Here is a 22,818-nt window from a genome sequence, read left to right as displayed (position 1 = left end):
AGTGGTTAGTGGTTGGTTGTTGGTGGTTAGTAGTTAATGGCTACTACTCCCCACCTCCCCACCTCCCCATCACCCCATCACCCCATCACCCCATCACCCCATCACCCCATCACCCCATCACCCCACTGCCCCTAATCCCCACTCCCTGTCGGTCGCGGGGGCCCCGAGTTCCCCATCACCCCATCACCCCATCTCCCCGATCCCCTAATTTAATATCCTCTCGGTGAACCTTCACCACGCGGATCGGCTGCTGCTTCTAAACTTCCATCAGAGGTAACTGTGATCGCGTTAATATTTCCCCAAGGCTGGGTTTGTTTAATTTTGTGTCCCCGACGCTGTAATTCTGCTACGGTGAGGGCATCTAAACCAAAGGGTTCAACTCGCAATTCATCGGGAAGCCACTGATGATGGATGCGAGGGACAGAAACAGCTGCGCCTACATCCATGTTGTACTCTAAGACATTGAGGATGACTTGCAGCACTTGGGTAATGATAGTACCACCACCAGGCGCCCCCACCGCTAAGCGGAGGCGGCCATTTTCAGTCACAATCGTGGGAGTCATGCTGGATAAAGGTGTTTTGCATGGGGCGATCGCATTAGCTTCGTTACCCGTTAAACCAAAAGCATTCGGTACTCCCGGTGCAGCCGCAAAATCATCCATTTCATTATTGAGGACAATTCCTGTTCCGTCAGCAACCACAGCAGCCCCAAATCCCAAGTTAATAGTAAAAGTCAGGCTTACGGCGTTGCGTTGTGCATCTACAACGGTAAGATGGCTGGTTTCTGTAGACTCGTAGCGGGGATTGTAGAATGTTTCCTGTGGGTTCTGAGTAATCATCAAAGAATTACTTGCAGGAATTAGTCTCGATTTCTGCCTACACACAAGAGGTTGAGGAGTCAGATTCCGCTGTAATTTTATATTCGCAGGCTTGACTTCAGTTGCCAGCCTTGCTCTATTCATAGTAATTTCAGCCCGCCGTTGTTGGGCATAGGCAGGGCTAAGTAATTGTTGTATAGGTACTTTGAAAAAATCAGGATCGCCTAACAATTTTGAGCGATCAGCATAAGCAATTTTCATTGCTTCTACCATCAGGTGGATGGCATCGGGGTGACGCCAACCCCAAGATTTTAAATCGGTAGAACCAATAATATTTAACATTTGTAATAAATGCACGCCCCCAGAGGAAGGAGGTGGCATGGAACAAACTCTTGCTTGGCGAAAATTGCTACATACAGGAGTACGCCAGATGGGTTGGTAAGATTTCAAGTCTTCTAGAGTTACCAAACCACCATTTTTTGCCATGTCAGCAGCAATGGCACGGGCGATATTTCCAGTATAAAAACTGCGGGGGTTCTGGGAGATTGCTGTTAAAGTTTTTGCCAAGTCACGCTGTACTAATTTTTCTCCTGGTTGATATAGTTCGCCGTTGCGAGTGAAAATTGCTCGTGCTGCTGGGTTGGTGAGAATTGCTTGCTTGCGATCTTCGTAGGCTGTGATCGAACGCCACGTTACTTGAGGACTCAGGATAAACCCATTTTCAGCGAGAGCGATCGCAGGTTTTACAACTTCTGCCCAAGGCAGTTTACCATAACGTTGATGCACTTCGTAAAGTCCGGCTACCGTCCCTGGTGTTGCTACTGCCAAATGACCATTTATACTTAAACTCGGACGCACTTTACCTTGAGCATCCAAATACATATTTCTCGTTACTTTGAGTGGGGCGCGTTCGCGAAAATCTAAAGCTTTAATTTCTCCTGTTTTGGCATCGCGAAACAGCAAAAAGCCACCGCCACCAATTCCTGCTGAAAAAGGTTCTACCACAGAGATAGCAAAAGTCGTCGCTACAGCTGCATCAACTGCACTACCACCTTTGCGTAAAATTTGCAACCCTGCGTCACTGGCGAGGGGATGGGCAGACACCACCATAGCTTTTTTGGTGCGTAGGGGTAGGCTAACGGTGGCAGCTACTTGTTTGTGGTTGCTAAACAGTGATGCAGAAAAACATAAATGAAAAATAAATACTGTAACCTGCGTGTAGCGACGAAAATTAAGCATTTTAATAGAGTACACTCAGACTCTCATAGTATCACGCAGGAGAAGGGGATTGGGGACATGGAGGACAAGGAGGACAAGGGAGAACATCTTCACTTTCATCACCCCATCACCCCAATCCCCTTAATAATGACTACCTGATTTCCGATGCTGAATGGCGGTGACACCTGTTGGTTCTAACACTTCGCCTTTATCTACAGTGGCATAAATTAACCAGCGATCGCCACATTCGGTTCGTTGTTGCACAGTACATTCTAGATAGGCAAGGGCATCAGTGAGAATTAAGCAACCGTTATTAGCAGTTTTGGTTGTTAATTGAGCAAAAGGATTCTCACCTGGGATACTGTGGTAGGAAAAGTAACGTCTGAGGTTACGTCCTTCTTGGAGAATATTCAGGACAAATTGATCGCCGGGATGAATCATGGTATCGGCATTTTGATCTTGGGCGAGCGCAATCATTAAACCGGGAGGATTAAAGGTAGCTTGGGATACCCACGATGTGAGGATTACACTGTGGCTATCTCCGCGGCGAGTACTAAGAACACACAGAGAACCAATGATGCGTCCAACGGCTTGTTCTGTCCGGTCTACTTGCGCTGCTGTTAACGCTTGGCGGGGAGTGCGGAGTTTCTTTTTCTTTTTCAAGACTTGGGCAAATTCTGCTCCCGCATCCTGGCATTGTTGCAAAGTGAACTCAGTAGGACTGAAGCGAATGCGGATAGTGTTAAACCCTAAGCGGTAATTGGCATCTAATAGTTTACTTTCAATCAGGTCGATCGCTTCCCCACTCCAACCGTAGGAACCGAACACACCCGCTAATTTGGTTTTCGCCGCCGCCGAGAGGACAATTCCCAAAGCAGTTTGAATTTGGGTGGGTGCATGGCCGCCTAAAGTAGGAGAACCGATGATAAAGCCATCGCAAGCTTCAATGGCGCGAGTAATTTCACTGGGTTCTACTAGTTCGCAGTTGATAGATTCGACTGCAACTCCAGTTTGAATTAATCCTTGGGCGATCGCCTGTGCTAAAGTTGCCGTGTTACCGTAGGCAGAAGCATAAAGCAAAGCTACTCGCAATTCTTGATTTTTTTGTTCCTGACACCATTGGCGGTAATCGTAACTAAAACGACTGAGACTGTAGCGAACAATCGGCCCGTGACCAGGGGCGTAATATTTAGCTTGTAAAGGTGCTAATTTATCTAAAGCTGCTTCTACTTGTTTCGCTTGAGTGGCGTGGAGGCATTCAAAATAATAGCGGCGATCGCCATCCAGCTGCTTCCAGTCTTCATCAAACAGGACATCACTACAGACATGTACGCCAAACAACTTGTCAGTATAGAGAATGCGGGTAGTGACGTCGTAAGTACACATGCCATCTGCCCATCTCGGAGTTGGGACTGTGACAAATTGCAGTTGATGTCCCTCACCTAAATTAAGAGTATCTTCGGAACGAACAAGTTGTATTTTTGACTCCCAGGCAGGAAAGGTGTTTTTCAGGACATTCGCACCAGGTTTAGAACAGACAATCTTGACTTGGGGTGCTTTTTCCATCAAGACTTTGAGAGTTGCCATCCGGTTAGGATTGACGTGATTGAGAATGATGTAATCTAACTGAGTTAAATCTTGGTGTTTCTGTAACTCTTCTAAAAAAATCTGGGTAAAAGACTCACCAGGAGGATCAATCAAAGCAGTTTGCTGGGCTTGAATCAAATAAGAATTGGCTGTAGTGCCTTTTTGACGGGCGTATTCAACCTCAAACTTGAGACGTTCCCAAGTTCGCGATCGCAAAACTAAAGTATTAATGCCAATTTCAGCAACTTGAACATCACGGGGACGGGTGAGAGTTGGAGATAAAATTGAGACAGACATATTATTGGTTAGTGGTTAGTGGTTGGTGGGCTAATCGCAATCAATAATTGGAATGACCATTTAATTCAGCCATTTCTTGGGCAAGGCGCTTTTTGTAACGCTTCGAGACTTCTTGTTCAGGATCAATACCTTCAAAAGTTGGGGGTAGCCAAACCCTGAGAACCATTAATATGCCCAGTACCAGTAAAAAAGCACAAGCAGCCAATACTTGCATAAACGTTGTTTCCAGTACACCGCGTACAATCATTTCTCGGAGTACAGAAACAATCGAGACTTCTACAGCCACCCCAATCGAAACTCGTTGCTCTTGCAAGTAAATAATCAGCAGACGAAATAACTCCACTAAAATCAGCAATGATAGGATATCTGCTGTCACAACGTGGAAGTGAATCGGGGGGATGAGAGAAAGGAACATAGTCCAGATTTGCAGCACCATAAAGCTAAATAGCCCGATGCATAAAGAAATCACTATTAAATCTTGAACAAATTCCAGTGCTTGCACAATCCGACCTAAATTCAACCAACTTTCTCGCTTAACAGGTTTGACTGGCAAATCTTTCAGCAATTGCATCATGTGATAACTCCAGTGAGGGGAGGTGGGGAGGTGGGGAGGTGGGGAGGTGGGGAGGTGGGGAGAGATGGGGGGAGTAAAAGAAATGTTTTATCCTCATACTCCTCACACTCCTCATACCCCCCATACCTTAATAATGGTTGCCAACTTTCCGATGATGGACGGCAGTGAGGGCGTCTAGTTTGGCGACTCTACCAGTGTGGACGTTGCTATAAATGATCCAGTGATCGCTGCACTCCATGCGGGTTGTGACTTCACATTCCATGTATGCTAGGGCATCTGCCAAAATGGGACAGCCATTGCTAGCGGGATAAGTTTTGATATCTGCAAACCGATCTGCACCGGGGGGAAAACGCTTGAGAAAGTGTTTCATTAAACTTTGGTAGTTGTCTTCCTCCAGGACGTTGAGAATAAAGCGATCGCCTACATGCAATAAAGACTCAATAGCCCGATCTTTGGCAACTGCAATGGCAACTCCTAAAGGATTCATACTCGCTTGCATTACCCAGGAGGCTAACATGGCACTATTAACATCGCCTTTTTGGGCAGTTATAATATAGAGTCCACTGCTAAGTCTTCCTAATGCCCGTTCTAAGTTATTATCGAGGGTTTTGATTTGTTTAATGGTGCGATCGCGAGTTAACCATTGTCCGATATCAGTTCCCGCTTCATCACACATTTGTTCAGTTGCCTGTGTGGGCGGTTCTTTAATCAGAATTGGGGGAAAAGCTTCGGTGAGTCCAATTTCTTGAAACTTGTTCCGTAGGGGATAAATTGGTTCATCTTCCCCACCACCAGTTTCAAACAGCCCGACTGCTTGTTTGTTGTGGGCGGCGGCGAGAATGGTACTTAAAGCTGCATGGGCATTTTGATCAGATTGGGATGGCATTCCAATCACTAAACCGGTTGCTTGGTTCACCAATTCCCGGACTTCTTGGGGTTCAGCAGTACTTAAATCTACTAGTTCTACTGCAACACCATTTCTTGTGATGCCATGAGCGATCGCTCTTGCTAATTGGTCGCTGTAACCGTAATCTTTACAGTAGAAGAGGGCAACTAAGGTATCTGTTTTTGCTTGTTCTTGGCTCCATTTTTGATAGCAATTCACCCAGTCTGAGAGGTGGTGTTGCAATAAAGGGCCGTGTCCTGTGGCAATCATACCAACATCTAATTTTTCCATCCGCTTGATCGCAGACAGTACAGAACGGGCATTTGGCCCCATCAGACAATCATAGTAATATTTAAAGTCTTGTTCTAATAGTTCTGGGTCTTCGTCAAAGGTGTGGTCATCGCAGTAGTGCATCCCAAAAGCATCACAAGTATAAAGGATGCGGGTTTTGGCATCGTAGGTAAAAATGGTATCTGGCCAATGAAGATTGGGAGCAGAGACAAATTCTAACTCATGTCCGTAGCCTAAATCCAAGCGATCGCCATTCTTGACGATTAAAGATGAGAATGGCTGATGTACCATGTTTTCCAAAAATTGGATGGCAACCTTGGCCCCCACTACTGTGACTTGGGGGGCTAACTGCAATACCTCTTTCACCAGTCCACTGTGGTCTGGTTCAGTATGGCTAATAATTAAGTAATCCAGGGTTGAAAGGTCAATTAATCCTTTGACTACATCTAAATACAATTGCTGAAACTTGCGGTGAGAGGTATCAATGAGGGCAGTCTTTTCACCTTGAATGAGAAAGGAATTATAGGTTGTACCGTTCTGCAATCCAAACTCAATATCAAAGCGATCGCGATCCCAATCTAGAGAACGAATAGCGATCGTTTCAACCCCAATCTCAATTGTTTGCATGGTCAAGCGACCTTGCGGTTTGGTATTTTCACGAGCAGTTAGTGCAACCATACCCTGCTGCCTCCAGCAATCTTCGTAATAATGCTTTACCTTATTTAATGTTTATCTGGATGCACTAGATTTGTAAAATGTCAATTTCTAAAGTCTCTTATTAGTTATTTTAAATATTTGATACCTATTGTTTAGCTTATGCTTATCATAAAGTTTGTCCGAGTAACAAGCCTTTCACAGTTATCAGTGATCAGTGACCAGTTATCAGTAAGCAATAACTGATCACTGAACTTGTGGGTGAGTGATTTAGTCTGACAATAATTATCCTAAAGGCTGAACTTTTTGCTGTTGGTAACGTTCTTTAAACATCTTTTGCTGTAGTTTATGATCCACAATTGGATCAGGATAACCAACAGCTTGACGCTCTAAAGGTGTGATTTTACCAGTAACTAAATACTCGGTATCAAACGAACGCAACTCAGGAACCCATTGCCGAATATATTCACCTTCTGGATCAAATTTTTGTGCTTGACTTGCCGGGTTAAAAATACGTACTGGTTTGGGATCCATGCCACTAGAAGCACTCCATTGCCAACCGCCGTTATTTGCAGATAAATCACCATCAATTAGTTTCTGCATGAAGTATTTTTCACCCATTTGGGGATTAATAAGTAAATCTTTAGTCAAGAAATTGGCAACAATCATCCGACAACGGTTGTGCATCCAGCCAATTTCATTCATCTGACGCATTGCTGCATCAACGATGGGATAACCAGTTCTACCCTCACACCAAGCTTGGAAATGTTCTTGGTTAATCTCCCAAGGAAAATTTTTGAAGGCGTCGCGGTAGGCACCTGCTGCTAATTCGGGAAAATTATACATAGCGTGTTGATAAAATTCTCGCCATGCTAATTCCTGTTGCCAAGTACGGATATTAGTTTGTGTTTCTTCGCTACGACTGTTTTCTAAGGCTTCTTGTGTCGCTTGCCAAACTTTGCGAATGCTGATCGCACCAAATTTTAACGCTGCACTCAAGCGAGATGTACCGTCAACTGCTGGAAAATTTCGTTGTTCTTGATATTCGTTAATAGCGCGATCGCAAAATTCTTCTAAGCGTTCTTGCGCTGCTTCTTCTCCTGGAGCAATAATCAATTCTCCATCCCAGACAAATCCTAAATCTTTAGCTAAGGGTAATTCAATTACTCCAGCACTTTTGGCAATTTCTGTTTCTTTTTCTGTTAAACCCTCAGCATTTTCTAGAGTTTCTACTGGTTCCGCTTTTGGTTTGCTAATCCAATTCTTCCAAAAGGGTGTGTAAACAGTGTAGGGTTGATTGGAACCAGTACGAATATCTTCTGGTGCGTGCAAAATCTGATCCCAGTTGTTTTCCAGGAACTCGATACCTTTTTCTTGGAGTGCAGATATTATGGTGCGATCGCGTTCTTGAGAGTAGGGTTCCACATCCCAATTCCAGAATACAGCTTTTGCACCCAATGCTACCGCCAGTGCTGGAATTGCTTGTGTGGGGTTAGCGTGGAGTATTAACAACTGGCTACCAGCTTGTGCGTATCGCTGTTGTAGTGCTTGCAAACAGCCAATCATGTAAGTTACTCGTACAGGCGCGACATCATCCCGTTCCAGGATATTCGGATCAAGGCAAAACACACCTACAACTTTTGCACTGCGTTGTCGTGCGGCAGCAAGTCCGGTATTGTCAGAAATGCGTAAGTCGCGACGATGCCAAAATAGAATTAAGTCAGACATTCACTCATATTAATAGTTCGCCTGTACTAGATTAGACCTAATAGTACCAATTAGCATCAGTCTGCGGAAAAATTCTGCTGTTTGGGGAAGGTGAAGGCGATCGCAATAGAGGTCATCATAAATTTTATCAATGTTATTCGTGTGCTTATCAAGCGTCATAGCTACCCTGGTACGTTGTAAATATTTTGTATCGTGGTAGCACTATTCCAATACCTACAGAACTGTGAATTTTACCGGGATATCTGTAAGGGTTATCATCGGGTCTTGCACCGCCAATTCTAATGGTGAAATATGGACACCAAAAATAAAATCCTGGTATTAGCAAGTCCATACTGTAGGTAATAGCTCTAAGATTTTCGTTAATAGTTTTAATTTATTCTCTCTCGCGTTTGGTTTTCATGTTCAGACCTCTAATTTTGGATTATTTAACTCTGTTATAAATACAAAAAGAAATATTCGCGCAATCTTTAACTCTAGACATCTATCCCTTTCAAGGTGGATAAAAATTCTCGCGCCATCAATACCTCTGTAACCTCTTATCTGGTGTTTTCTCTGTGCCTGGTATAGTTAAATAAATCACTTTTGAACCGCAGAGGACGCAGCGAAAAGTTTGTAGACACTTTGCAGTTTCCCGTAGGGTGCGGAGGTTTCCTCCGTTAGCGTAAGCGCAGAAAGCGGTAGCGAGGCTCAAAGCTTTTCAAGAGAGAGGACGCACAGAGGAAAGCAAATATTTTACGAGTCACCTTGAAAGAGTTACTCTAGACATCTAAGTATTAATCGCTTGATCTGCGGCTGCTGTCAAAACCTGATCCATCCAAGCGTTTATGCTTGTACCAGACTTTTTGGCAGCAATAAAAATTTTGCGGTGTTTTTCGGGGGTAGTACGGAAAGGAAGTTTTCCAGAAAAAGGTTTATCAGGTTCTTCCCCTAATTCTTCGCAAAAAGCTAGGTAATCATCAACAGAATTTTCAAATTCTTGACGAGCCTCGTCAATAGTTTTTGCCTTAAATGTCACTACATCCTTAATGTCTAATACACGTCCAAAAAGGATTCCGGCTTCTATATCTACTTCAATACTGGCTGTGTATCCTTTGTAGGTCATCATGGCTTTTATCAGTAAATAAAAATCTATCTAAATCTGTGGAATTTTTCTGATTGTACTTTGAGTGTTTTGTATCAAATAAATAAAGTTTATGGATTTTATTATACGTACAATATTTCAAGCTTGTTAGTGGTTGACAGTATTTTAAAGTTTTAGCCATTAATTTATCAAGGTTCAATTCCTGCTTCGATCAAAAATTCTCTCACCGATTTCACTGCTCCTTTATCCGTTTCTTTTTCAGGATGCGGTTCATGAAAAACGGCTCTAATTCCGTTTAATTTCACACGCACACGTGAACCTTTTCCTTGACTAACATCAGCACCTAAAGCTAGAAATAAACTTTCAATATCTTTCCAGAGAATATTTGCAGGGATTGGATTTGTAAAAATTAACTTTAAAATTTCACGTTGTTTATTATTAAGATCCATTCAGTGCAGTACTCGTAGACAAAAACTAGGTCAGTAACTGACCAGAGGTAAAACGCTTAGAAAAGTTAGTCATTTTAGTTGAGATGCACTATTTATTTAAATAATATCACAATATGATATCACGACAAGAGCGATCGCACTGTGGAGAAGATCAGAGCGATCGCACTATTGTTTTCATCAATTAAGCAGACATCACACTTTATCTGCATGACTGACGGAGCGATCGCTCAAGCTACCGTTGCTGTCAGTTAACTTGTTCGCAGTTGTAGTTTGGGGCGGTTGAGTGGTAATAACTGCTACAACTGGAGGAACTTGTGAAATAGATTTTTTACTCCGCTTGCGATTAGAACCGCCTGCCTTTGCATACTCGATGCTGTTTTTGCCGTAGATAGTCGCGACTCCAGTGAGCATCCGTTCAGACATTTCCGAGAGTGCCTTGTCCATCTAGTCTAATGTCTTACGAGATTCATCAAGATTGGATAGCAGCGTATTATGTGCTTCCAACATGGCACGGGTAGCCTCGATGAGGCGGCTGTAGGCTTCAATGGTTAATCCGTGTCCAAAATCCAGATGTTCATCAATGGATTTAAGCAGGGCGAGACGACGTTGGGCTTTATCCACAGCAACAGAACCACGAGTTTTTAGAGACATGGGAGTATTTCTTGAATTATTCTTTTTCAAGATAATGGGATGTCCTTATCCCTGAGATGGGTATTTTTGTGGATTTATGATTTAACGCAATGACTAGGAATTTCTCTGTGTTTATACACATTTATCTGTATCGATTTATTATTTCGGGATGAACACAATCAGTAACCGCACTTGCCGAAATGATTTTTGTGACTGCCGAAATGATTTTTGCGACTGCCGAAATGATTTTTGCAGTAGTTATATATTAGATTTAGAGCAGAAAATTAAAAGTGTAAATTTTATGCCTAGCTATCAAGAAGTATTACAACAAGCTCAAAATTTAACTCCTGAAGAACAAATACGCTTAATTGAACATTTATCTAGTTTAATTCGTCAACGGGTGACGATGAAATCTAAGGCAGCATCTGGAGAACGATCTGCACCATTGGGGAGTTTGAAACAAGTAGAGGAGTCAAAGGCAATGCCAGTACAATCTGCATCTGCCCAATTAAATAATTGTTGAGTGATTCTACCGTTACGATTTCCCGTTTCTCCCCCCGTAGGTGGCATGATAATTAATTCTCCGGTTGCAGTGCGTTCAAACCTCAAATCACGGTTTGCCTGACACAGTTGGAAAAATTGCTCATCTGTCAGTTCAATTACAGGTTTGAGATTAACTGTTAAGGCAGTCATGGTGAGGTTTGAGGATGAAAAATTTTAGATATGTAGATATATATATAAGTTTAAGCATGAAAATGTAGAGACGTGCCATGGCACGTCTCTACAAAATTTTGTATGTCGATAATCTACATCTATTCATTGATTACATCCATAAATTGGCTGGATTATCTTTGTCATCTTCCCATTTGGTAGGGTTGTTGGCAATGTATTCTCGAATTCGGTCTAAAGAACTATCAGCACGAATAACGTGGTCATAAAATCTTGATTGCCAGCCAAAATTTTCTTGACCATTTTTTCTACACCAACGGGTTACAGATGATTTATAAGCGTTAATAATAGCCTGTAATGAACCACTTTTTAAGGGGGCAAATTTATTGGATTGATCTATTGCCTGCGTTTGGGGTTGGTGTAGAGACGCGCCATGGTCAGACGCGCCATGGTCAGACGCGCCATGGTCAGACGCGCCATGGTCAGACGCGCCATGGTCAGACGCGCCATGGTCAGACGCGCCATGGTCAGACGCGCCATGGTCAGACGCGCCATGGTCAGACGCGCCATGGCGCGTCTCTACATTATGTGGTCTGTCTATGACAACAATGCCATGTACATGATTTGGCATGATCGCATAAGCATCTATATAGGTATGATCAAAATGACTGGGGATTTCTGCCCAATATAGTTGTGCGATTTGCCCAATTTCTGATAAATCTACTTTCCCATCAATTACATCACCAAAAAAACAAGTGCGATCGCGCGTGCATATGGTCACGAAATACGATCCATTCGCAGCGTAATCTCTATTTGGTAATCGAATTGATTCAACTCGATATTTGTCTTTGAACTTGGGCTTCATAGGTTTATCGGTATAGATAATTGTAGAGAGGCGCCGAAATAATTGTAGAGACGTGCCATGGCACGTCTCTACATTGGGCGTTTCTACACAGTTATAACCTACTCAATCCCTTCAATCCGATCTTCAACTTCCTGATACAACTCACGCAACTTCTCTAAATTACTCTCACTCGTCTCCCAATAACCGCGTCCATTTACTTCCAACAAAGTTGATACAATCTTGCGGAAAGAATGAGGGTTCATGTTCATCAACCGCTTTTGCATTTCTTCATCCTGGATAAACGTGGTGTTCACATCCTCGTAAACCCAGTTATCAACTGCACCAGCAGTCGCACTCCAACCCATTGTGTTTACCAAGCGCTTGGAGAGTTCACGCACACCTTCGTAACCGTGAGATAGCATTCCCTCGTACCATTTGGGATTTAATAATTTAGTACGGGCATCCAAACGCACGGTTTCTGATAGTGTCCGCACTTGGGCGTTGGCTGTTGTCGTATCTGCGATGTAGGATGCTGGCGTTTTACCATCACCACGCAGGCTTGCCACAACTTTAGTGGGATCAGAATCAAAGTAATGAGAAACGTCAGTTAAGCTAATTTCGGAAGAGTCGAGGTTTTGGAAAGTTACCTCGGCTGTTTTTAAGGAAGTTTCAAATATCTTCCGAGATTCTTCCATCGTACCGGGGTTATCGGCACTGAAAGCAAAGGATTTGCGGTTTAGGTACATTTCCTGTAACTCTGCTTCGCTTTCCCAAGTGCTGTTTTCTACTGCCAAGTTGATATTGGACGAATAGGAACCAGAAGCGTTGGAGAAGACGCGAGTTGCTGCTTGACGCAGATTAATGCCCATTTCCTCTGCTTGTTGCAAAGCGTGTTTGCGGACATAGTTCATTTCCACAGGTTCATCTGCTTCCGCAGCCATTTTCACGGCTTTATCTAGCAGGTTCATCTGGTTGATAAATAAGTCACGGAATACACCAGAACAGTTGATTACTACGTCAATTCTGGGACGTCCTAACTCTTCTAGGGGTATTAATTCTAACTTGTTGACTCTTCCCAAGGCATCGGGAACCGGACGCACACCCACCATCCACATAATTTGGGCTAGTGATTCCCCGTAGGTTTTGATATTATCGGTTCCCCAAAGTACAGAGGCGATGGTTTCGGGATACTTGCCGCCGTTTTCTGCCCTGTGCCTTGCTAGTAGCCTATCGACAACAATTTTGGCTGATTGTACTGCTGCTTGGGTGGGGATGGCTTGGGGGTCGAGGGCGTGTATATTTTTACCTGTGGGTAATACATCCGGGTTACGGATGGGGTCGCCACCGGGACCAGGTAAGATGTATTCACCTTCTAAACCTTGGAGTAATGCGCCGAGTTCGTTGTCAGCACAAACTTGCTGTAAGCAGAATTCTAAATACTCAAACAGAGGTTTCAGGGCTGCGGCGTCAACCTTGGTGTAACCTGCTTGATGCAGTGCTTCTACCCAAGGTTCTTTTTTGCCCATATTAAAGAAATTCAGCTTGGAAACAAAGGAAACTCTTCCCTCTGCATCCGTTTGTTCTTGGACAAGGGCAGAAACTGCGGCGCGAGTTGCCATTGTGATGTCTTGCAGCAGCTGGACATCTTCTAATATGCCGCGATCGCTATTTTTGTAAATTTCGTCGATGTCCCGCCCCACACTGTTGGCGATAATTCGGGGTAAGCTTTGAATTTCTTCTTCTGGACGATCTAAACCTGCAATATTCACCAGAGTTGCAACTGCTTCTTCTGCACTGGGTGGCTTACCAATTACATGTAAGCCGCAAGGCAAGAGTCGCGATTCTATTTCCATCAATTTGCGGTAGACCATGCCAACGATATTATCCCGCTCTTCGGCAGACATATCCTTAGCATCAACTTCTGGCAAATTAATATCTTTGTCCAAGTTCACCATCCGGCACTTGTCCATAATGGTGTTAACAATCGGAACCCCACGTCCGGTGTCTTTTAAGGTTTGGTAAGAAGCAATTAAATCGCTGAGTTCTTTCAAACCTTTATATAAACCAGCATTTTCCGCAGGTGGAGTTAAGTAAGAAATAGTTTCTGCGTAGCCCCGACGCTTAGCAATTGTGGCTTCGCTGGGGTTATTGGCTGCGTAGTAATACAGGTTGGGAATTGTACCAATCAAATTATCTGGGTAACATTCGCCAGACATACCCATCTGCTTACCTGGCATAAATTCTAAAGAACCGTGAGTACCGAAGTGCAAAACGGCGTCAGCTTGCCACACCTGTTCTAGGTAGGTATAGTAAGCAGCAAAACCATGATGGGGACTAGCGGATCGGGAGAACAACAGCCGCATCGGATCGCCTTCGTAACCGAAAGTGGGTTGAACACCAATGAAGACGTTACCAAAATGCTTCCCGTAAATCAGCAGGTTTTGCCCGTCGCTGTTGAGGTGTCCTGGTGGTGGCCCCCAGTTTGCTTCTAAACGTTGAGAGTAGGGGGTGAGTGCTTCGTACTCAGGCACAGACATGCGATAGGCAATATTCAATTCTGGGCTGCTGTACTGTGCCTGGGCGTCGTGGATGACTTCTTGCATCAAGGCTTGGGCATTTTCTGGCAAGTCTTGCACGTCGTAGCCGTTGTTTTTGAGGGCTTTCATCACCTCGTAGATGGAACCAAATACATCCAAGTAAGCGGCGGTTCCCACATTACCTTTATCTGGCGGGAAGCTGAAAACGGTGATGGCAACTTTCTTTTGTAATTTGGGTTTCCGCCGCAGGTTTGCCCATTTTAAAGCCCGTTGTGCTACTGCTTCGATCCGATCTTGGAGAGCGATCGCTTTCCCTGTTGCCCCATCCCGTCCTGATAATATAATCGGTTCAATTGCCCCATCCAATTCCGGAATGGCAATTTGCAATGCTACTTGAATTGGATGTAAGCCCAAATCGCTATCCATCCACTCTTCGGTAGTTTGGAATACCAAGGGCAAAGCTACCATGTAAGGACGATTTAAGCGCTTGAGGGCTTCAATTGCCTTGGGATGATCTTGACGTGCTGGTCCACCTACTAAAGCAAAACCTGTCAAAGATATCACACCATCTACTAAGGGTGACTTGGTAGTTGGTTCGTAGAAGTAGGCATCTACAGGTTTAGAAAAGTCCAAACCACCAGCAAATACAGGAATTACCCGTGCGCCCATAGCTTCTAATTCCTGTACCATTGCCACGTAGTGAGCATCATCACCTGTAACTAGGTGAGTACGCTGCAACACTAAGCCAATACAGGGGGCTAAGGGGTCTTTCAAATCTTTGGAAATATCCTTACGGCTGTTGTACCAGTTAAGATACTCTCTGACATCCTCAAACATTGTCATTGACAAAGGATGCCAAATACCCATATCTGGGTAAACAACCGGTGCGTCGTATTGTAAAGACGTTAAATTTAACGTCTCTAAATTTTTCAATACATATTTATCAGCTAGCATCAGCAAGAAGTTTTCCAGGTTTTCTGGTGAACCCCCTAGCCAATACTGAAAGCTAAGCATGAAATTTCTGGCATCCTGTGCTTTTTCCATTGGTAGGAACTTCAGCACTTGTGGCAGAGTCCTTAACAATTTAAGCATCGCATCTTCAAAGCCAGCGCCGGATTTTTCCTTGCGCTTACGCATGAATTGAGCGATCGCACTCTTAGACTGCCCTAACTGTGCCATTGAGAAGCTGCCCATTTTGTTTAGGCGCATTACTTCTGGCATCGATGGAAAAACAACAGCAACATCAAGGCGATCGCGATGCGGTTGTACTGCTGCTACTACTTTCTGAGCTAGTTCTTCAATAAAAATTAGTGAGGCGATAAATATATTGGCAGTCTCGACATCTTTTTGGAACTCCTCGTAGTTTTCTGGCGAACGGAGTTCTTCTATCAAGTAGCCGCTGATTTCAATCGCCACGTTAGGATGGTTTTTGTTAATGACCCTAACCGCTTGTGACAATGCACTCTGGTATTGGGACTCTAACACGACATAGACCACCTTGATTAAATGACGCCCTCGCAGATCATCAGGCGCAATGTGTCTAATGGTGGACTTGACGTGGGTGAACATGCTTCCTCGGCTCCTTTGATGCGTGTTCTCAACTCTATCGGCAATCTCAGTCTTTTTTTTATCAGAAAAAGCTTACTGCGTGGTGATTTTGTCGCCTATCTGACACAAAAAGATATAAACAATGAAACATATTGTTACATATTTTGACTTTTTTCAAAAGTGATTACTCGCAAATTATTAAAATTTGTAAATTATTTTAGTTATTCACTGATGGGAGATCGCCGACAAGGAAGAATGATTAAACAAAAACAACCAACAATCAACAACCAACCATCAACCAATGACTTTGACATTTTGATTCTTTCTAATGGCCCTGGCGAAGTAACTACATGGGTACGACCTGTAGTCAAGGCATTACGGCAAAAATTAGGCTGGGAGAGATTCTCCGAAGGAGACGCTAGGCAAACGCATTATAGAATTTCAGTGGTTATCTCACCTTGTCCTCACGCCAGTGGTAAAGAAGCTGATATCGCTCGTTCTTATCCAGAAGTAGACAGAGTGCAGGCTGCTGAACATTTTTGGCAATTTTTGCTTTGGGGAAAAACTCATGAAAATTGGGACTGGCGAAGTAAAGGTGTAGTAATTTTTCTCGGCGGTGATCAATTTTTTCCTGTAGTGATTGCTAAAAGGCTGGGTTATCGCAGCGTTATTTATGCAGAGTGGGAAGCGCGCTGGCATAATCTGATTGATCGTTTCGCAGTCATGAAACCAGAAGTTGCTGCCAAAGTCGCGCCTAAATATGCCCATAAATTTACAGTTGTCGGGGATTTAATGGCAGAAACCCAGTTATATGGGGAGGTGGGGAGGTTGGGAGATGGGGAGACACTATCACCCCATCACCCAAACATTGAACTAATTGGTTTACTCCCTGGTTCCAAGCCAGCAAAATTATCCCAGGGAGTGCCTTTGACTTTGGCGATCGCAGAATATGTTCAAGCCAAAAGACCACAAACAAAGTTTTTCATTCCTGTAGCGCCAACTTTAGAATTACAAACATTAGCCAGTTTTGCCTATCCTGAGAAAAATCCTTATACACAAACTTTCGGCGGAATTTCAGCCCAATTAATTAATTCTGAACCTCCGATGCTGAAAACCCACAATGGTTTAACTGTGGAATTAATCACTCATCATCCAGCCTACGATAAATTGTCCCAGTGCCAGATTTGCTTAACTACAGTAGGCGCAAATACAGCCGAACTCGGTTCTTTAGCTGTACCAATGATTGTCTTACTACCAACTCAACAACTGGATGCCATGAAATCATGGGATGGTTTGCCGGGAATTTTGGCAAACTTACCGGGAGTAGGTTCGAGTTTTGCCAAGTTAATTAACTGGATATTTTTACAGCGTAAAGGCTTATTAGCATGGCCTAATATCTGGGCAAAATCAGAAGTTGTTCCAGAATTAGTAGGAAAACTTCAACCTGAAGAAGTTGGGGAAATTGTTCTTGATTATTTGCATCATCCAGAAAAATTGGACAAAATGCGAGCAAAGCTACAAAGCATTAGAGGAGAAACAGGTGCAGCCGATAAACTAGCAAAATTGGTGTATGAAGAAATAAAAGGCTAGGTGATTAAAATTTTTGGATTTGAGTCTCATACCCCGACTTCTTAGAGAAGTCAGGGATCTCGCCTCTCACGAATGATTTAGGATTGCTATAGAAAAACAATTATATTTAAGTGACTATTTCAAAAGTCGTAAATTAAAAGGATAGCGATAAGATTGACCGTTGTATGCTCTAACTCCTGCAATAATCGCCATGATTAACTGAAAAAGCATCACAGCCATAACAACAAATACTGGCAAGATTTGCAAAGGTATAAATAAATATAAAAAACTCAGTGAATAATCTTCTGATAAAAGACCTAATATGAAAGGTATTAATACTATTAACAAAACTAAAATCAAGCAAAATGATAATAAATAAATTATCAGTGAAAGCTGAAAATTAACAGATTCTTTTCCTTGTTCGTCAATAAATGGGTGCTTCTCTTTTTGAGTTAGCCAAATAATTAGGGGAATTAAAACCGAGCCAAATGGGATAATAAACCCTCCTAGCGCAGAAAGATGACAAGCCATTCCCCAAGCACGAGTTGTTTCATCAAGTGGGTTATGCATCTTTATAATTGCCTTTTGATGCTAAATAGTTGATGCAAATAGAGTTAATTAATAAAGATCATCTACATATATTTTTCAGTTAGTGATTGGTAATAATTGTAACTTTTGTAATATATATTAATATTCATGGTGTTTATTTCTATTTTCACCTTTTAAACATCAACACACAAAGAAACGGAGATTTTTAGTTCTCCGCGTCGCACTATGTACTTATCTGTTTTTTACTCAGAAGGATTACCGTCTCGCCGTCCCAGTTCGTAGACACCACAACCAATACAGGCGAGTATACCCATACTAATTGCCCAACTGCGACCTAAACTTAATTCCACACCCCAATTACACAAAGCGCCAATGACAAGAAAAGGAATTATGCTGAACACTGAAGCGTAAAAGGCGTTCTGTGATTCTCTTGCCTGACGAGTTTTCTCAAATTCTGACTTACTAGTGTATAGCGATCGCTCAGCAAAATTAAACCAGCGATTAAGTTGCTCAATAATCCATTCACTGACTGGTGAAAAACCTAAATATAGCGCCAAAGACCACAAACTTGCGCCAGCGATAGCTACTGTATCTAAGTCAAAACTAAAAGGCAATATGTCAGTCAGCATGGTGTGAGAGTCCAGCAAAGATCAAATTTAGCTTCTATTTAACCTTATTTAACCTCTTAAGAAATTTTAATTTTAAACAAGGGAGCGGGGAGCAGGGATTGGGGAGTGTGGGGAGTGTGGGAAGTCTGGAGAGAATAATATAGTAACTAATTCCCCCTTGTCCCCGATCCCCGATCCCCGATCACCAATTACAAATCAGGCGGTAAAATGACGTTATCAATAGCATGAATCACGCCATTGCTACCTTTTATATCCGGTTGGATTACTTTAGCATCGTTAACCATCACATCTTGAGGGCTATTAACCTTGACGCTAATAGGACCACCTTCAACGCTTTTTACTTCGCCAGACTTCAAATCATTGGATAATACCTGACCAGGTACCACATGGTAGGTCAAAATCTTCACCAATACTTCTTTATTCTCTGGCTTCAACAAATCTTGTACAGCATCTTGGGGTAATTTGGCAAAAGCAGCATCAGTGGGCGCAAAAACTGTGAATGGTCCCTGACCTTGGAGAATATCTACTAATCCCGCTGCTTTTAAAGCTTTGGTTAAAACTGTAAATTGTTTATTTGATTCCGCTAGCGCTATTAAAGTTTTGTCTCCGGTACCAGCTTCTGGTGGTGGAGGTGGAGTTGTTTCTGTTCCTGGTTGTGAAGGTTGAGTTTCAGGAGTGGTAGGTACAACTGGGGTCTCAGGACTAGGTACACTGCGGCGACGATTATATGGAGGTTCATTGAAAATACTGGGGCTAGGATTTAGTACCCCGCCTCCACTATTTGTTTGCGCTACCGTTTTTGGATTTAGGGTATTACCCTTTGTTTGTTGTACCGACTTATCAAGTATGTAGTTAGGGTTTGCTAAAAGACGCTGATTACCATTATGGGGCGCTTCTTGAAAAATACTCGGACTAGGATTTAATACCTCGTTTGCCCCTACGGGCAAACCTATGATCAGACTGATGCCCGTTACTCCTACCATACCAGCCAACTTGGTCAGCAAATTGCTATAATTTACCTTCATAAATTTTGTTTGGCTTTAATTTCTACAGATTACATAAAGACTTATAACATTTCACTATACAAAAAATCTAACCACGGAAATAGGATTTTTTATCATTAAGTAGATGTGTGATTAGAGATGAATATTTTTAATTTACCGTGACTGAATAATTATCAAACTTTTTCCAACAAAAATTAGGATTTATCATGGGTGATAGAAAAATATCAATGAAATAATAATTATTGACAAGTGACTATTGACAATCAACCAATGACTAATGACACCAAAGTTTTGGGAGAGAATCAATAAAATTAATTTTTGTAAAGTTACAATTGTAAAATCAAACAATTCACCAATTGCAGGATTGGAAAAATGCTGGAATTGTACCAATTTGAACTATCTCAATACTCAGAAAAAGTTCGTCTAATTCTCGATTACAAGGGTCTACAATATCGGAAAATAGAAGTTACACCTGGAATTGGACAGGTAGAACTTTTTCGGCTAACAGGTCAAACAGAAGTACCAGTACTGAAGGATGGTTATAAGTATATTGTTGATTCTACGGAAATAGTTAAGTATTTAGACTTGCATTATCCTGAGCGCCCACTTATACCGCAAGCTGGCAAACAACGGGGTTTATGCTTAATGATGGAAGAATGGGCAGATGAATCCATTGGTATCAAAGGACGCAAAGCCCTATTTTCTGCCATCAGTCAAGATCAAAGTTTCCGAAAAGCTTTGTTACCAACTTCTGTTCCAGATGTTTTCAAAACTTTTGTTGGGGAAGTACCTAACGATTTGCTCAAAATTTTAGGTTTTGGAGTAGGTTACAGTCCAGAGGTAGTTCAAAAAGCCATTACCGACTTACAGCAAGATTTAGAAGCTTTATGTCTGCTATTGGCAGATAGTCCCTATTTGTTAGGAGATCAACCCACTCTTGCTGACTTGGCAGTGGCAGGTTTATCGATATTATTAAAATTTCCCGATGGTCCTTATTTGGATTTACCAGTATCCTTACGAGGCAAAGGAGTACCTGGTTTAGCAGATAATCCTGCTTATGAACCATTTTTTGCTTGGCGCGATCGCCTTTACGCCCAATTTCGTAAACCACTGGTGGATTTTACAACAAATACAGGTGCAACTGCACCGACTTCGATTGAAATAGAATAGTTAGTCAATAGTCAATTGTCAATTGTCCATTGTCATTGGTCATTGGTTTTTAACTACTAACCACCAACCAGTTATCATTTATCAGTTATCAGGTAATTCCCAAGGTGTCACTTGGTATTGTCCACTGTTAACTGATTGACAACTACTAACCACCAACTACTAACCACTAACCATTAACAACCAACAACCAACAAACAACAAATATCTACCAACCACCAGTGATTTCAACATAAAATAGGGCACGTAAGTATGTAATTAATGCGATGACTTTAGGACAGCCATTAGGTTCAGTTACTCAAGGTTCCCTAACAGGCGGATTAGAAGTACGATTGCACCCCGATATTCTGGTAGAAGATATGCGAGTCGGGAAATTTTTAGTGGTGCAAGGGGTGCGATCGCGTTTTTTCTGTATGCTTACAGATGTAGCATTGGGAACTGCAAACCAAAGAATTATTGCCAATCCTCCCAGTTGGGAGGATACTTTTTTACGAGAAGTTCTAGCTGGAAGTGGTACTTACGGTACTATTACTCTCGCACCAATGTTGATGTTTACCCCACCTTTGGAATATGGGGAAATAGGGGGATGGGGAGATGGGGAGAATGGGACTAAACAAGCATCAAAATCTCAAAACTTAAGTTCCTTAGCATCATTTCAACCCCAAACAAGCACAACAATGGAATTGATGCCAGTCAAAACTATTCCTAGCCATTTTAGTCAGGTTTATGATGCTTCGGTAGAAGATTTTCGCCGCGTCTTTGGTTGGGAAGATGACCCCCAAAGAAAAAATTTCTCCATCGGTAAACCACTAGATATGGATGTACCGGTGTGCCTCGATTTAAATCGTTTTGTGGAACGTAGCAATGGTGTTTTTGGCAAATCGGGAACTGGTAAATCTTTTTTGACACGCCTACTTTTGGCTGGGACAATTCGCAAAAATGCCGCAGTAAATTTAATATTTGATATGCATTCTGAATATGGCTGGGAAGCTGTTTCAGAAGGTAAACAATTTAGTACTGTTAAAGGTTTAAAGCAATTATTTCCTAACAAAGTAGAGGTATATACTCTCGATCCCGAATCTACAAAGCGGCGTGGTGTTCCTCATGCGCAAGAACTTTACCTTAGTTATGACCAGATTGAAGTAGAAGATATTAAATTATGCTCTCGTGATTTAGGACTTTCAGACGCTAGCATAGACAATGCTAATATTCTTTTTGCAGAATTTGGTAAGTCTTGGATTCTGCAATTGTTGAGTATGACCAATGAAGAAATCAAGCTGCTGTGCGAAGAGAAGCGGGGGCACCAAGGTTCGATTACAGCATTACAGCGCAAACTGTTTCGTCTAGAAAATTTAAAATACATGCGCGCTGCTTGTCCGCATAACTATGTTAATCAAGTTTTGCGATCGCTCGAAGCAGGTAAGAATGTCGTCATTGAGTTTGGTTCGCAATCGGATATGCTTTCTTACATGTTGGTGACAAACATGATTACTCGCCGCATTCACCAACATTATGTCAGCAAAGCCGAAAAGTTTTTGCAGACTAAAAATCCCAACGATAAACCCACACAGTTAATGATTACGATTGAAGAAGCGCACCGCTTCTTAGATCCTGCCATCGTCCAAAGTACTATCTTTGGGACGATCGCTCGGGAAATGCGGAAATATTTCGTCACGCTGTTGGTAGTCGATCAACGCCCATCTGGTATTGATAATGAAGTCATGTCTCAAATTGGAACTCGCGTCACTGCTTTGCTGAATGATGAAAAAGACATCGACGCGATTTTTACAGGGGTAGCTGGTGCTGGTGCTTTGAAGTCGGTATTAGCAAAGTTAGATTCTAAGCAACAAGCTTTGATTTTAGGTCATGCCGTACCTATGCCTGTTGTGGTGCGTACCCGTCCTTACGATTCTGTTTTCTATCAGGAAATTGGCGATGCTGCTTGGGAAGAGAGATCAGATGAGGAGGTTTTTGCAGCTGCGGAATTGGCGAAGGCAGATTTGGGGTTTTGAGGAGATGGGGAGGTGGGGTGATGGGGAGATGGGGAGATGGGGAGAGTGGGGAGATGGGGAGGTGGGGTGATGGGGAG

Annotated in this window: 18 protein-coding genes and 2 pseudogenes; 4 read left to right on the top strand and 16 right to left on the bottom strand. The window is 42.6% G+C overall.

All coding sequences use genetic code 11. The features are described from left to right. Nucleotides 1-227 (top strand): annotated as a pseudogene (locus UYI_RS36295) (hypothetical protein); the annotation flags it as partial. Here the strand turns inward: UYI_RS36295 and ggt are convergent. The 13 genes and pseudogenes from ggt to UYI_RS0100185 all read right to left on the bottom strand — a co-directional run bounded on the left by ggt (nt 210) and on the right by UYI_RS0100185 (nt 15,832). After that, nucleotides 210-2,057: a gamma-glutamyltransferase gene (gene ggt / locus UYI_RS0100235; RefSeq protein WP_016864680.1), complete on the bottom strand. Its 1,848-nt coding sequence runs from the start codon at nt 2,055-2,057 to the stop codon at nt 210-212. The pseudogene UYI_RS36295 and the gene ggt sit on opposite strands and share 18 nt — an antisense overlap. 120 nt (nt 2,058-2,177) lie before the next feature. After that, nucleotides 2,178-3,920: a diflavin flavoprotein gene (locus UYI_RS0100230; RefSeq protein ID WP_016864679.1), complete on the bottom strand. Its 1,743-nt coding sequence runs from the start codon at nt 3,918-3,920 to the stop codon at nt 2,178-2,180. A gap of 40 nt (nt 3,921-3,960) precedes the next feature. Then, complete coding sequence (locus UYI_RS0100225; RefSeq protein ID WP_016864678.1) at nt 3,961-4,491, bottom strand: phosphate-starvation-inducible PsiE family protein; 531 nt, start codon at nt 4,489-4,491, stop codon at nt 3,961-3,963. 130 nt (nt 4,492-4,621) lie between these two features. Further along, nucleotides 4,622-6,349 carry a diflavin flavoprotein gene (locus UYI_RS0100220; RefSeq protein ID WP_016864677.1) on the bottom strand — a complete coding sequence of 576 codons (1,728 nt, stop codon included), beginning with the start codon at nt 6,347-6,349 and terminating at the stop codon, nt 4,622-4,624. A gap of 261 nt (nt 6,350-6,610) precedes the next feature. Beyond that, on the bottom strand, nt 6,611-8,053 hold the full coding sequence (locus tag UYI_RS0100215) for a deoxyribodipyrimidine photo-lyase, 8-HDF type (RefSeq protein WP_016864676.1): 1,443 nt from the start codon (nt 8,051-8,053) through the stop codon (nt 6,611-6,613). A gap of 9 nt (nt 8,054-8,062) precedes the next feature. Then, on the bottom strand, nt 8,063-8,212 hold the full coding sequence (locus UYI_RS37475; protein ID WP_162140374.1) for a hypothetical protein: 150 nt from the start codon (nt 8,210-8,212) through the stop codon (nt 8,063-8,065). A gap of 607 nt (nt 8,213-8,819) precedes the next feature. Then, on the bottom strand, nt 8,820-9,155 hold the full coding sequence (locus UYI_RS0100210; RefSeq protein WP_016864675.1) for a type II toxin-antitoxin system HicB family antitoxin: 336 nt from the start codon (nt 9,153-9,155) through the stop codon (nt 8,820-8,822). Between the two features lie 167 nt (nt 9,156-9,322). Further along, a complete protein-coding gene (locus tag UYI_RS0100205; protein ID WP_016864674.1) occupies nt 9,323-9,583 on the bottom strand; it encodes a type II toxin-antitoxin system HicA family toxin in 261 nt (86 codons plus the stop codon). A 192-nt stretch (nt 9,584-9,775) separates the two neighbouring features. Beyond that, nucleotides 9,776-10,027: a hypothetical protein gene (locus UYI_RS38515; protein ID WP_016864673.1), complete on the bottom strand. Its 252-nt coding sequence runs from the start codon at nt 10,025-10,027 to the stop codon at nt 9,776-9,778. Next, on the bottom strand, nt 10,028-10,234 hold the full coding sequence (locus tag UYI_RS38510; RefSeq protein WP_016864672.1) for a hypothetical protein: 207 nt from the start codon (nt 10,232-10,234) through the stop codon (nt 10,028-10,030). 396 nt (nt 10,235-10,630) lie between these two features. Beyond that, nucleotides 10,631-10,906: pseudogene (locus tag UYI_RS31615) on the bottom strand (Uma2 family endonuclease); the annotation flags it as partial. A gap of 130 nt (nt 10,907-11,036) precedes the next feature. Beyond that, on the bottom strand, nt 11,037-11,663 hold the full coding sequence (locus tag UYI_RS38505; protein ID WP_235147884.1) for a transposase: 627 nt from the start codon (nt 11,661-11,663) through the stop codon (nt 11,037-11,039). 182 nt (nt 11,664-11,845) lie between these two features. Beyond that, complete coding sequence (locus UYI_RS0100185) at nt 11,846-15,832, bottom strand: magnesium chelatase subunit H (RefSeq protein ID WP_016864669.1); 3,987 nt, start codon at nt 15,830-15,832, stop codon at nt 11,846-11,848. 234 nt (nt 15,833-16,066) lie between these two features. On the opposite strand from UYI_RS0100185, the gene UYI_RS0100180 reads away from it, so the two are divergent. Beyond that, nucleotides 16,067-17,401: a glycosyltransferase family protein gene (locus tag UYI_RS0100180; protein WP_051035529.1), complete on the top strand. Its 1,335-nt coding sequence runs from the start codon at nt 16,067-16,069 to the stop codon at nt 17,399-17,401. 114 nt (nt 17,402-17,515) lie between these two features. On the opposite strand, the gene UYI_RS0100175 is transcribed toward UYI_RS0100180, so the two are convergent. The 3 genes from UYI_RS0100175 to UYI_RS0100165 form a co-directional block, all read right to left on the bottom strand. Then, nucleotides 17,516-17,950, bottom strand: coding sequence for a DUF4870 domain-containing protein (locus UYI_RS0100175; protein WP_016864667.1), 435 nt, complete (start codon nt 17,948-17,950; stop codon nt 17,516-17,518). A gap of 221 nt (nt 17,951-18,171) precedes the next feature. Then, nucleotides 18,172-18,558, bottom strand: coding sequence for a hypothetical protein (locus UYI_RS0100170; RefSeq protein WP_009454667.1), 387 nt, complete (start codon nt 18,556-18,558; stop codon nt 18,172-18,174). A gap of 188 nt (nt 18,559-18,746) precedes the next feature. Then, the gene (locus tag UYI_RS0100165) at nt 18,747-19,583 is read right to left on the bottom strand and encodes a fasciclin domain-containing protein (protein ID WP_016864666.1); all 837 of its coding nucleotides are present in this window, start codon (nt 19,581-19,583) and stop codon (nt 18,747-18,749) included. 351 nt (nt 19,584-19,934) lie between these two features. On the opposite strand from UYI_RS0100165, the gene UYI_RS0100155 reads away from it, so the two are divergent. Together UYI_RS0100155 and UYI_RS0100150 are read left to right on the top strand one after the other, a co-directional pair. Further along, nucleotides 19,935-20,732 (top strand): glutathione S-transferase family protein, encoded by a 798-nt coding sequence (locus tag UYI_RS0100155; RefSeq protein WP_016864665.1) that lies wholly within the window; start codon nt 19,935-19,937, stop codon nt 20,730-20,732. A 263-nt stretch (nt 20,733-20,995) separates the two neighbouring features. Beyond that, complete coding sequence (locus UYI_RS0100150; protein WP_016864664.1) at nt 20,996-22,741, top strand: helicase HerA domain-containing protein; 1,746 nt, start codon at nt 20,996-20,998, stop codon at nt 22,739-22,741. Nucleotides 22,742-22,818: the final 77 nt, after the last annotated feature.

This window comes from Fischerella muscicola PCC 7414, from assembly GCF_000317205.1.
Classification (GTDB): domain Bacteria; phylum Cyanobacteriota; class Cyanobacteriia; order Cyanobacteriales; family Nostocaceae; genus Fischerella; species Fischerella muscicola.
This window is presented reverse-complemented; position numbering and strand designations above follow the sequence as displayed.